The organism is Candidatus Odyssella thessalonicensis L13 (genome assembly GCF_000190415.1).
In the GTDB taxonomy this organism is placed as follows: domain Bacteria; phylum Pseudomonadota; class Alphaproteobacteria; order Paracaedibacterales; family Paracaedibacteraceae; genus Paracaedibacter; species Paracaedibacter thessalonicensis.
Map to the genome: position 1 here is coordinate 686032 of NZ_AEWF01000001.1, position 12684 is coordinate 698715.

The window sequence follows — 12684 nt, forward strand, 5'->3', positions numbered from 1 at the left end:
ATTTAACAATTAATCAGGAAACTTCTTCTGCCTTTTAAACTGAATAATAATTCCGTTAATGTGGTCTAGCTCCTGTTTCTCCGCATTGACCTGATGCATTAAAGGATCCAAAGCACCACCTAAGTCATAATCTAAATTTTGGCAATCAGACTTGAGTTTTTCGATATCTCTCAATATTTTTCCAATTTTCTGCCGGCGCGGCAATAAATCATGACGGCGTTTAAGGAGATCAATATAACCTAAAAATTCACTGCTTAACCGCTTCCTGTCCACATTTCCTAAAGGATCCGCCCAGGACGGCAGAGGTTCTAAGATATACTTGACATAAAGGCGGATACGACCCAGACTCTCAGCGATCTCATAAGCGTCTATAAGCATCCTTATTGTCGTAGAGTCATCATTAACTCTAATATACGCTTCTAATTCTTTTAACGGATGTAGCATTTCTTCATCTTCTTGGAACTGATTGTTTAAGCTTGCCAATAAATTGGCAACTGTATTGCTCTTTGTGAGCGTGCTTGCGCTTGGCATGGCTTCATAAGCTGACCTTACCGAAGAATTGCTCCTCTGTTTAACTGGTTCACCTCGCTCAGCTGCTTGACTATACTCTTCCGCAGGAACTAAGGCAGTTTCCATGAACACCTGAGAAGAGATTAAAGTATTTCCTTGAAGCCTGTGCGGTAGGCGAGGTGGAAATTGCGGTGCATCTGCCCCCACAGAGTGAGATAAAGGTGGGCTAGTATGAAGGGAGCTGGCGGCCCTCATCTCAGGGGTAATTTTTAATTCATCTGGCACCCACAAGAGCGACGATTGATAAGGATTCTCAGTTTGAAGTTGCTGTTCTTTTTCCCCACGAGAATCTTCCCAAACACTGCCATTATCCCTAAAGCATTGCTTTTTAGCCGGGGGATTATCTGGATATTGCGAGGCAGCCGGCAACAAAGCTGCCTGGAAGGCGCTGCTATTCTCTAATGGGGCAAACAATTCCTGTGCAAGCGCTCGATACTCACTCCCCTCTTCCTCCTCGCCCCCCCAGCCAGCATAAATTGCTTGAGAGTTTTCCCTAGAGCTGCTAGGAAATGGCGGCATACATAAAGGTACCAAACCCGGATGCTTAGCAGTCGAACTCCTCAAAGTTGCCTGCCCACCTGTGCTGTTACTTGCTGCTAGCTTTAATGTATTTGATTGTCCTCCCTGAGAGAGTAAGGATAAGGAGCTACTGAGATAAGCCCTGCTACCGACAGTTGTAAATTCTTGTATTGCTTCCGGATTATCCCCAGGAGAGCAGCAGGATAAGCAAGATGCGGAATCACCATAAAAACTGCCAGAAAAGAACCCAGGACGATATAAATGATCTTGGATACTGTGGGGAGCTGATGGAGCCCAATGCGAGACCCTGCCCTGACGCCACGGATGGGAAAGCAATATTTCCGTGCTTGGCTGTACAGGAAGATGAGGATAACTTTCTTCTGGCGCTCGGGACAGAGATTGACGATAGCAGTTTCCTGCAGCATCCATACCTGTGGGGCAATGGTAAGTCGAACACGCTTGAGAAGACAAAGGAATTCTTGAGGAGCTTCTCACAAGTGGGCCAGTATATGAAGAAATGTAGGAAGGCAATATTATACTTGAATCTTGCGGTGCTGCATTATTACTCCGAACCTGGCCCTGATTCCTTACTTCAATTTTTCTCCTTAAATGAGAGTTTTTCCGCACAGATAATGCAAAATCATCAGCCGCGTAAACACACAGAATCTGACAACCGACTAATAAATATAGGATTGATTTTTTAATCATATTAAAGATGGCTTTATCCAAAATTCTTATCGTTAATTATTAATTTGTATGCTTAGTCATCAAAATTATTAGCAGTTTCAATAAACATTAATCTTGATAGCTTGAGAGTTTCTTAATCGAACTGCATCGACAGCATAATAGTAAATATTGGCATCATTTGCATCTAGATTATTGATTCGCCTGATATCTCTTAGGCTTGTCAGATTTAAGCTAATGACTTATTTGATTTCTTTATCATGTGAGCCATTTTGAGAAGCTCCCCTACTCCTAGTTTTTTCTAAAAACACAAAGCTAGCAGCTAGGATTGTTTAATCTATAGCGGATCTAAGAAATTTTTTAAACTCCGCCCTAAAATTAGCAGTTTCCGAGAAATTTCATCAATTTTTATCAATTGTTCTCTTCTTACCTTCTTTGTAAATAAGTCAGTATGTTACTGGACTGATTTAAGAAAAGAGATTCTTATATGTAAAAACTCCTTAATTTAAATTCAGAAGTTTCCAGGTCCCTTTTTTTAGTATGAAACTATTAAACTCAAGGGAGATTATTAGCAACTATATTTTCCAGATAAATAAAAGAGGGTGCTTATGCCTAAGACAACACCAAAATGTAAGGAAATCTCCTTGTTTTTTACATCCTTGACAGCTATTACCTTTGCCATGGATGCCCCCGAGCATGCTTGCCCCATAACCGATGAAAATAAATTGATCGAGGTTTTATATAAAAACTCAGATAATGATTACTTTCGTGGACCGATTGCTTTCACCGTCTCTGAAACTAAACAAGAATGGCTATTAGAGGAAGTTGGAAAAACTAATGAAGAATTTACTGACCAATTAAGCCATTTCTATGACAAGTCTACCATGGAAGAAAAGTCTATCATCCATGTTCATGCCCATTTCAAGGAATTAAAGTTTTCAGAGCATTTATTTTTAAGTTCCGCCCTCCATAATTATGTCCTTGGTATTCGTGACTGCGGCTTTGCTAAGAAAGAACCAATCAGATTAGCCACTCGATGGGAAGATAATAAGTTTCACTTATTGTACCCTTTTCCGGGCATAAATGAGCAGAGATATAGATCTAAAATTGATAATGATATCGTTGCTAGGTCCCAAGAGACCGTAGAAGGTAGAGCAGAAAAAGCTCGATTAGTAGGCGAAGCCTTAGAGGCTGGATTCCCAGCAGTGGAAGTAAGATTTACTTTGACCCCCTTAATAACCGATAGGAATCAAGCTGAAAGTAAAGATTCTGAGCACAGGGACGGGGGAAAGAATAAAAAGGATTCTAGATGGGAGCATATTGATCTCCCTCCCCTTGAACTCACCGAGAAAGTTGCACATAATAGTTCAGAGTCAGAAATTGATGAAGCAGACTTCGAGATAATTGTTATTCCGAAAGAAACTGACTTAGAAGCAAGTCACTCCATCGTGTTGTCAGACTCACCCCTTCAAGAGGAACCTCAAGACAGTAAAAGTCCTGATGTAAAATTACAGCCAGAGGTGGAGCAACATGAAGCTGAGCGGCAACGCCTGGCCCAGGAAGAACAGCAGCGTCAGGAAGCTGAACGGCAACGCCTAGCCCAGGAAGAACAGCAGCGCCAGGAAGCTGGTCAACGTCTGGCCCGGGAAGAGCAACAACGCCAGGAAGCTGAGCGGCAACGCTTGGCCTATGAGCGAGATGTACAATTAGTGCTAGGGGCTATAGCAACCCTTTTAAATAAAAGGCCAAGCTGAATTATTTATTGTGACTAGCATATTGAGAAAAGGCTAAATGCAGGATAACTTGCTAATGATGAAGGTAAATCATACTTGAAGATTCTAGTTATCTTTCTGGAGTTTCAATAAGTAATAAGTCAGCCGAAATTTTTTATAGCTTTATCTGCCAAAGGTAAAGCTAAACCCTATATTCAGTTCATAACAGAGCTATTATGAATAAGCTTAACAATTCAATTCTCATTTTAGGCTTTACCATAGAGTTTTTTAATGCAAGAGGCTAGGCCCCCTTCTCAAATGTTTAACTTAGCCTAGCAATGGAAGTATTTCGGAGCATACCTCTCCTGGTTCAAAGTCAAGAGGAGGAAGAGAAACAGATGAGAAAATTAATGGTGATCCAGAGATAGGGGAAGAGTTCTTCCCGCTCTCCGTCAAGGGTAAATGTTGGTCGATAATTGGTGGGAGGCCCAATAGTTCAGAGCCATCCCAGGTCTCAACTTCTAGTTGTGACCCTGCCGCTGCTAAAAATTGCTCACCCCAAATTTCTTCCAGCAATTCTGTGTCATAAGGCAGAGGTGGGGTTGATAATGGGAGCATTCCTAATTCTTCAGAATTAAGAAATAACTGCTTCTGCACAGAAGATTGGCTAAGAGTTGACTCCGCCCGAATAAGGTGAGAAGTAATAGGAAATGGCGCCTTAGGAACGTTAGCAGCGGTAGCCGCGTTTGCCATAATTGGTAAACCGGAAGCAACAACGGGCTCTTGCGCTACGGTTGCAAAAATGTCAAGGTGTCCGGCCTCTGCTTGAAGCCTCAATTCTTCTAAAGATTTTATCTCTATTGCTTGCTTACCTGATTCAGCTTCCTGACGCGAGCGTTTAGCTGCCCTCATTTCGTATTCTAGAGCTGCATTAGCATTAGTGGTCCTAGGAGCTGTCTCTAAGGAGGGAGGTTTTAGAGAAGGACGTTTCTTTCTTTGCTTAGACTGAGTAGATGGCACTTCCTCCTCTACTGACGGAGACGGCAGTGTCTCTTCTGTAAAGACTTGAGGAGCTTCAGGTCTCCATTGCTTACGTGTCTCTGCTTCACTTTCACCAAAATAAAACTTCTCTTTAATGGTAACAATATTCTCGAGAAAGTGGTCATAACCCCCATTTTCCCTAATCAGCCTTTTAAGCTTATTGACCATATTTAAAAGCATATTAGTCATACCGTGAGATTTAATAAGATTATTTATCTGTTGATGGTCCATACGCTGCAATATCTCTCTCCATTTCAGAATTCCCCTAGATATCGAGCCAAACTCTTTATTTGAGATGCTCATAAAAAGTTCTTCTGTAGTAATCACAAACCGCATCATAGATTCCTGTAAGGTTAACATTATTGTTGATTCTACATTCGGCAAATTATATAGACTCATAAAGCTTCTGGTTGCTCTTCGAAAGCCTTCCAGGATATCCGCTTCTCCAAGCTCTTCTGTAAGAGTTAACACTCGACCATTAACGAATAGAAGATCAATTCTTGGATCAGGCCTAAGGGAGGTATGGAGAGTAACTCTATGACTAACTCCTGGGGTTATTCTTGTTAACGAGATGGGTATAGAAGGAGCTCTAAGCTGTCCTTCCTCGACGGCAGCATAAACGAGTGGCTGACTTTGCGGGGGGATTATAGACGACACCGATAAGGAAGAATACTCAGCAGCATGAGGAACTTCAAGAGGGGTGGGGCTATCATAGAATGGTGCCAAAGGAGAAAGAAACTGTTCAGAAGTTAAAGCAACAGGAGCAGGTATGGGAGTTTCACAACTATCTCTTGCTGACCCCAGACTTGAGTGTAAGCTTAATACTATAGTTAGAGTTACTTTTTTTAGCATCATTATTGTGGCCCAGAGATAGATTTTATTTTTAAATAAGAAGTCTTTTTATATAAGCAAGTTTTTTTAGGAATTCCTAGCGGAGTTACAGCTAACAGCCTTAAAATTTGAGCTATTTTAACATACATAAAATCTGTCGAAATAATTAAGTCTCTTTAACCTTTTCACTTTTATAAGTTTTTATTTTGCCCCTTTTCTCTCTGGAAAATTGAACGGAATTCGGCATCCCTGAGTATCAGCAGGCCTGTAAAAATACATAGCTCTATAGAGTTCTTTATAACAGAGAATAAGGTTTAGGATTTATTACTCTCGACAACACGCTAAGGAATTCCTATTTATAAAAATAAAGCGAAGGAATATTAACGTGTATCTAATTCAACTATTATTATGTGCTATAATTGCGTGCAAGCTATTGAATAGCCAACCGGCTTACGCTTCAACCGCCCTTTCCTCCTCAACGGTTCGAGAAATTCTTGCGAAGAATTTGAAAGAAACTGAGCCAGCTGAGAGTGCCGTCTACCATGAATTTGCCACCAGAAATACAGCACTCATCCAAGAGCTACAAAAGCAGATAACCGAAAACCAAGATGCTGCTCTAATTGTAACAAGCTTAGCTGATAAAGTCCCGGCATCCATAAATGCTGACAACATTAACAGGTTTACTGCCTCCATTACCAAAGAGGTATTTAGTCTTTTCCCTCGGTTAAAAGGCTCTTATCATTCCTTAACAAGGCAAGCGCTGTTTGAAGATAGCAATTGTTATAGTCAGCTTATAAAAAAGGCCTATAAAGATCCTACACTCTATCACAGTATACTGTTCAGCTTTTACATGAACGGCGGAAAGCATTATCTCAAAGGTCAAGCTTATAGTAACGCCACTAGCTGTTTCTTACAGGCCTGTGAACAGGCGATCCCCCTCGCTCCCATTAATCCCAGCTTATTTAATGAACGGTTCCATTTGATTTTGACGAAGTTAGATACTTCGCAAAGTTTAAAAGAGGAAGAACGCTTACAATTAATTTCTTTCTATAAAATGACGATGAAAGCAACCGGGATAAGTTATAAAACTAATGAAGCCGGCATCAGTTTATTATCAGATCTATATATTAAGACCACAAGATACCATCAAAGAATAAAGTACACCTCTCTTTTCTTGGATCTTATGGAGATCGCTCTTCAGCAAGAGCAGATCATGTTACCTCCAGTTTCACGTGTTAAAGAAGATTATGGGATTAACGATCTTAGATCTGCTACCCGGAGCACCGACCTCCTGATGATTGAGAAAGTATATGTAGACCGAAAGGATTTATCTCTACCCTTTAGGAAATTCTTGTATCAGATAAAATATTATAATGGCTTAAGCAGCCTCGCTGAAGCTTATTATCACTTAGGCGATTATAAGAAGGCTCAACCTATTTTAGAAAGCCTGACCAGTTTTTTTATCGGAAATATCGAGTCCAATACTGTTTACAATCACGTATGGCTATCTTTACTCTATGCTAAACAAGACAAATGGCAAGCCTCCTTTGAGCAGTTTGAAAAAGCTTATGCAATAACCCCTTTCTGTTTTGCTGAGGGATATTACCCCGAAGATTGTTTACTAATAATCGAGGTTCTTCTACGTAATAAAAGAGGAAGAAGTAAATTTATAGATGCGATCTTTGACCTAAAAGTGAGTTATAGAGAGGAATTAAAATATGATATTGAGCGTGTTAAAAAAAAGATAAGTGAAGAAAGAATTCAGAGCTTTCGGCAAAAATACTTAACGAAATATATTCAAGGGCTTATTGAACAAGCCAAGCAAGAATATGCAGAAATTGATAGGGGCTATCAGGATTACTGGCATAAGCATTCGTGCCAGAATACCGCCGGTGAGAGCGACGCTTTCGAGAGAATTGATAAATATTTTAAAACTGCCCATGAATTTTATCTGACTTTATTATCTATTGACCTCAGTCAGCAGCCAACGGCTAGCTCAGTTACCCAAGCGCGCTCATATTTCCATAATCTAAAAGGGCTAAAACAAAATATTGCCATTGAGGTCAAGCTTTTCAAGGCGCGTCGTTCCCTTTTGATGCAACAGAGATTCTGGGTCAAGCTAGCCTCAAAGTCAGATGTCATTTTTGCTGACACTACCTCTCGTGAAAAAAGTAAAAGCTCGACAGTGGCTTCTTATCGAAAGGCTGCCAGAAAATTAGAAGTTCTGCCCAAAAGCCAAGAAAAAGCTATTACTTCTGCTCAGCAAGCAGAGCATGAAGCAATTAATTCTAGCATAAAAACAGAAGTTTACCCTCCTCAAATTCGTTCCTTTAAAGGTGATATGGTTAGCCAGATCTGGCTAACCCAAGATGCAGGAGAGCTTCCTGAGGGTACCTTGCATCTGCTTCAAGCCCTCAATCGCGCCACAAGCATGTATCATTTACGACAGATGGTGCCCGTGCGTGCCAACTTGGAAATACTCAAGGGCGACCGTAAAGGCCAGCTAAGCTTAAGAATTAATGATAGGTTGCGACTGTGTTTCAGATGGGTTACCGGTCACGGGGCTTTTGATGTGGAAATCACAGACCATTATGCTCCTTTCTAATTCTCCCGCCGCCCGCCTAGTCCTACTAAAGTCTTAGGGGAAAAGCTCTTACCTCTATTCTTAGGCTCAGCTAAAGCCTTTCGTAAAGGTTACAGGATTGCTTGTTCAAATCTTTTATAAGCCTCGGCGGGGCTGAGCGTGAGAATGGTTGGAGTCTCTTGTAGGACCACCATAAATTTCTGGGGGCTGTGTTGATACCAGGACACCAGCTGGTTTTGTTTGGCGTCAACAGCGTCTAGAAGTGTGCTTTCTCGACAGTAAAGCTTAAAAAGGATCCTTCCATCTTCGGGAGTCATGGCTGCTAAAAGTTGCGCCATCGCTCTGGAAGGTTGAAAGTGATGCCAGTCTATAGGGTCATTCCAGCCCCCGCCCCAAACTTTAAAACCATATTGATAAAAGATCTCCCTTATTCCTTCATTCTCCACCATACCCGGACGAACATGTGTGCGATTCAGATAGTTTATACCTGCTGCAGGCATAACCACTACCTGGGCCTGCGTTGTCTCTTGGCTCTTTTTCGGAGCCATAAAAGGGTTCTGCAAGGGATTAATGTCTATGGCTAAGCCATAAGAATGGATAGAAGGAGCACCGCCGCCCGTAATTTGGCGACAATTGAAGCAAACGGTATTATTAGCGGCCATTGAAAGTTCATCGTTTCCTTGATACGTCTCAATCGGCTGCGCTTGAGCAATGGGAAACTGCCTATCATACAACGTCCGAAAGATATGGGCCGTATCTTCTGCCACCACATCCAGGACAACGATACGACCATTGAAATGAGTTTGTCCTTCAAAGTCAACATATTTGAAAGTGACCGTGCGCAAACGCTCTAGGCCCACAGGACAACTTTCATTCCATACGTTGGTTGTCTTCATCTCGGCAATGGTAGCAGCAGACAGCTCCTCAATTCCATCACAATTTAAAGTCATCGAATTTATTCCCCCCCATAGTAACATAGTACCCCATATACGTTTTAGAGTATTCATTAGCATACATCCCTTTTACCATAAGATTAGTTTTCATAATGCGGAAAAGTCTATGGTGGGAGAATTTTGAATAACTCAATAGGAGAAAATAATAGGCAAGTCATCAGTTTTACGCATCAAAGGCAGTAATCTTTATTAATAGGAATAAAGATGAGCGGTAGAAGCACACGTACGTAATGAGAATGGCAAAGCAGAAAAAATCTTATAAAAAAGGGCGACTATCTTTTTCCGATATCGCCCTTTTAGATTTTCTAGAATTGCATTATTCTAGCTCGTTTTGTCTTAAAGAATCCTCTATATTAGCAGACTGGGGTTGGGGAGCATCTTTGGAACGCCGGAAGAAGCCGGTCACTTTATTTTCAAAGGCCACTTTCTTATTGGCTACCGCCTCTATTCCACGGCGTGCCTTCCCCCGCCAACCACTGTTTGCCTGCAATTGATGCTCGTAGCCTTGGCGTAATAATTGCTCAAGCGGTGGTGCGGATTCTAAAAGATCAAGGCTGGTTAAGGCACTTCCTTTTTCAATAGCGCTTTGATGGTGGATGCCACCATAATGTAAGGGAGCGACCAAAGCAGCGGCACCACGATAGCCAACAACTTTTGCCGTATCCTTCAAATCTTGAGGAGAGCGAACGTCTTGCAGATCTCTCAGATTAGTACTGACATAAGCTTTAGCTTCTAGCCGCGCCATACGAGCATACACATCACTTGCTTTATCGCCAGCCAAATATCCCACTGACCTTACGCCGGCGCCCACACCACTACCTCCTGCATACTTCTTAGCTAATCCTTGCCCAGCAACAGGAATTGCTTTCAATACCGAGGTCATGGTTTTTCCAGGAGACCCTACAGGAACAGGATCGTTCGCCAATCGGCCGACAACATTTTGGCGGATTGCATTCTGCTTACCAATAATATTATTAAAGTTATGCAGTGCCTGCTCATCGCCTAAAACGCGCGGAGCTGAGAAGATAAAAAGCTGAATGGTATTAGTTTTAAGGTTATCAAAGGTTGTGCCTAATAAACCCGGAGCTTTTAGATCTTCAGCGATCATCTCAGAAGCAATAGTCGCTAAAGCCGCCCCTTGGCTATGACCGGTAAAAAATATTTGCATAGATGCTTTCTGTTGGGGACTTAATTGGCTAAAGATACCGTGAATAATCTTAACAATATGTGGCATTGAATACACAACCTTTTGATAGTAACCACGATGCATTTTCCCCAACGGTGTATCAATTATTCTGGCATCCATATTAACTTGCCAATCTGCGGACTTAAAGCCAAAGAAGCGGACTTTTTTATCCGTGGGACGCTGACCTGTTTTACCGGTATTATCTGATCCCCTGAAGCTGATAATCATGACATTTTGTTGGTTATTGTAAGCCACCATACCTGGCATATCGCCAACATCAAAGCGTTTGCCGGACCGCCCAATAAAGGGGAAAATCTTCCAACCTCTTCCTTCAAACTCGGCACGCATCTCAGCCCACACAGGATCATTTTTACGCATTAAATAGACAGCTTTGGTCATTTTCTTGATGTCAGGGAGCACAGCGTGCATGCGTGGATTGACCTCAAATTCCCCATCGTCTTTCACGGCAACTAAGGGATGAAAAACTCTTAAAGGCAATGGTCTAGGATTGGCAAAGGCTGAATCATTAGTCGCCGACAGGCTTCCTCTTGGCGCCCTGGTGTTGGCCTCCAGCTCGACACCCTCAGCCCCCTTTTGCGACAGATAGGCATCCATTCCGACGGGACGCCGTAGTGGTATATAAGTTTTTGCTTGTTTAAAGTCATTAACAGACCCCTGAGCATCAAGCTGAGTTGACGCAGGGCGAGGATTTATTCTTGCCGAAGAGCCCATTTGTGCTGCAGCTAAATTTGAAGAGGCCATACTAAGACCAATGAGGATAGTATAAATATTGATAAACCGCATCTGAAACTCTCCACAACCCAATGTTTTCTATAAACATGGCGCATATCAGTTAAAATCAGGTTAAAATAGAAGAGATTTTTAGATTAAGTTATGGTTCTGAACAAAATTAAATGTCAGATTGATTAATCGCAGGCGGCAAGAGCCTCTTTAAGGCCGGGGACATTGTTCTCTTTAGCAATGGTATCAATAATTCCTACCTTTTGCATCTTGGTAACTACCCGTTCATTAGCGCCACACAGGATTACTCGAACCCCCTTTTTGTGGAATTTTCGGATGGCTACTTCTAATGTTTGAAGGCCTGTCATATCAATAAATGGCACCCAGCTAAGCCAGATAATAAGAATACGCGGCTGCACCTGCGCGCACCGCAGTGTCTGCTCAAAACTTTCTACTGCTCCAAAAAAGAAGGGCCCTTTAATACTGATCACCTGGACACCGTCAGGCAAGTTATCGATTCCTAAACAGGCGAGTTCCTGACTGAGATCTTGCTCTGTTGCCAGCCTGACTTCAACGCTATTGGCCATACGCCGCAAGAAATGTAAGGTAGCAACAATAATCCCGATATTAACGGCAATAATCAGATCTGCAAATACCGTAAGAAAGAAAGTCGTCAGCAAGACCATTACATCAGCCTGCGGGGCTTGCCGTACGATCCGGATAAAGCGTTTAGCTTCGCTCATATGCCATGCCACAACAAATAAAATTGCAGCCAACACGGCTAAGGGAATATGGACCGCCAAGGGGGCAAATACCAGTAATATAAGCAAAACAGTTATTGAATGGATTATACCGGCTAAAGGACTGGTAGCCCCATTACGGATATTGGTGGCGGTGCGAGCAATGGCGCCCGTAGCTGCAAAACCGCCAAATAAAGGAGCCGCTATATTCGCTAGCCCCTGACCAATTAATTCTTGGTTAGAATCATGATGGGTTCCTGCCATATTATCCGCCACCACGGCTGAAAGCAGTGATTCAATGGCCCCTAACAAAGCAATGGTAAAGGCTGGCCCTATTAATTCAATAATCTTTGCCCAAGTGAGGGGTGGCACTTGAAAAGATGGAAGAGCGTGGGGAATCCCTCCGAAAGCACTACCAATTGTTTGTATGTCTTGCCAATTGTACAATCCTTGACATAAGGTAGCTACAACCAGGGCTACTAACGGCCCAGGAATTCGCTTAATTACTGGCAAGCGCGGCGTATAAATGATCAGCAGTAGAGATAATAACGCCAGACTCATGGTCGGAACGTGCACGTGAGGAAGAGCCTGTAAAAGATAAAACAGTTTGCTATGAAAGTGTTCCCCTTCTATCCTGGGTAAACCAAAAAATGTTTGCCATTGGCTGACCCAGATAATAACAGCGATCCCAGCAGTAAAACCGACGATTACCGGATCAGGAATAAATTTGACAATCGACCCCATCCGACTTAAGCCAAAGAGCACCAAAATAACTCCTGCCATGAGAGTGGCAATCTGCAAGCCCTCTATCCCATACTTTGAGGTAATTCCTGAAAGGACAACAATAAAAGCACCGGTCGGACCGGCTATTTGTAGTCGGCTCCCCCCAAATATTGACACACAAAATCCTGCCACAATAGCTGTATAAAGGCCCTGTTCAGGCTTAGCTCCCGAAGCAATAGCAAAAGCCATCGCTAGAGGTAATGCGACAATTCCAACAATTATCCCAGCAATGGTATTTCTTAACCAATGCCATCTTTGAAATAATCCCGCTTGATAGGCTTCAATAAATGCTAGCATGGTTACGATTACTCGTCATAAGAACTTTAATAGAATTATATCC

7 protein-coding genes are annotated in these 12684 nt (G+C 42.3%); 2 read left to right on the top strand and 5 right to left on the bottom strand.

The genetic code is table 11. The features are described from left to right. Window positions 1-9: 9 nt before the first annotated feature. Window positions 10-1797, bottom strand: a complete 1788-nt coding sequence (locus tag HMO_RS16735) for a hypothetical protein (protein ID WP_139016815.1) — start codon at window positions 1795-1797, stop codon at window positions 10-12. A 584-nt stretch (window positions 1798-2381) separates the two neighbouring features. Here HMO_RS16735 and HMO_RS15410 point away from each other — a divergent pair. Further along, on the top strand, window positions 2382-3527 hold the full coding sequence (locus tag HMO_RS15410) for a hypothetical protein (RefSeq protein ID WP_010298666.1): 1146 nt from the start codon (window positions 2382-2384) through the stop codon (window positions 3525-3527). Between the two features lie 285 nt (window positions 3528-3812). On the opposite strand, the gene HMO_RS0103325 is transcribed toward HMO_RS15410, so the two are convergent. Next, a complete protein-coding gene (locus HMO_RS0103325; RefSeq protein WP_010298669.1) occupies window positions 3813-5381 on the bottom strand; it encodes a hypothetical protein in 1569 nt (522 codons plus the stop codon). Between the two features lie 361 nt (window positions 5382-5742). On the opposite strand from HMO_RS0103325, the gene HMO_RS16375 reads away from it, so the two are divergent. Next, entirely contained in the window at window positions 5743-7962 is a 2220-nt protein-coding gene (locus tag HMO_RS16375) for a type II toxin-antitoxin system RelE/ParE family toxin (RefSeq protein ID WP_010298675.1), read from the top strand. Window positions 7963-8051: 89 nt separating this feature from the next. Here HMO_RS16375 and HMO_RS13630 read toward each other — a convergent pair whose 3' ends face one another. From HMO_RS13630 to HMO_RS0103350, 3 genes are all read right to left on the bottom strand, one after another. Then, window positions 8052-8891: a M15 family metallopeptidase gene (locus HMO_RS13630; RefSeq protein ID WP_010298677.1), complete on the bottom strand. Its 840-nt coding sequence runs from the start codon at window positions 8889-8891 to the stop codon at window positions 8052-8054. A 319-nt stretch (window positions 8892-9210) separates the two neighbouring features. Further along, the gene (locus tag HMO_RS0103345; RefSeq protein ID WP_010298678.1) at window positions 9211-10884 is read right to left on the bottom strand and encodes a lipase family protein; all 1674 of its coding nucleotides are present in this window, start codon (window positions 10882-10884) and stop codon (window positions 9211-9213) included. Between the two features lie 122 nt (window positions 10885-11006). After that, window positions 11007-12641 (bottom strand): SulP family inorganic anion transporter, encoded by a 1635-nt coding sequence (locus HMO_RS0103350; protein ID WP_010298679.1) that lies wholly within the window; start codon window positions 12639-12641, stop codon window positions 11007-11009. Window positions 12642-12684 lie beyond the last annotated feature (43 nt).

Excerpts from the sequence above, each read along its gene's own strand:
- HMO_RS15410 (WP_010298666.1), top strand. The coding sequence starts at position 2,382 with ATGCCTAAGACAACACCAAAATGTAAGGAAATCTCCTTGTTTTTTACA.
- HMO_RS16735 (WP_139016815.1), bottom strand. The coding sequence starts at position 1,797 with ATGATTAAAAAATCAATCCTATATTTATTAGTCGGTTGTCAGATTCTG.
- HMO_RS0103345 (WP_010298678.1), bottom strand. The coding sequence starts at position 10,884 with ATGCGGTTTATCAATATTTATACTATCCTCATTGGTCTTAGTATGGCC.
- HMO_RS0103350 (WP_010298679.1), bottom strand. The coding sequence starts at position 12,641 with ATGCTAGCATTTATTGAAGCCTATCAAGCGGGATTATTTCAAAGATGG.
- HMO_RS13630 (WP_010298677.1), bottom strand. The coding sequence starts at position 8,891 with ATGACTTTAAATTGTGATGGAATTGAGGAGCTGTCTGCTGCTACCATT.
- HMO_RS0103325 (WP_010298669.1), bottom strand. The coding sequence starts at position 5,381 with ATGATGCTAAAAAAAGTAACTCTAACTATAGTATTAAGCTTACACTCA.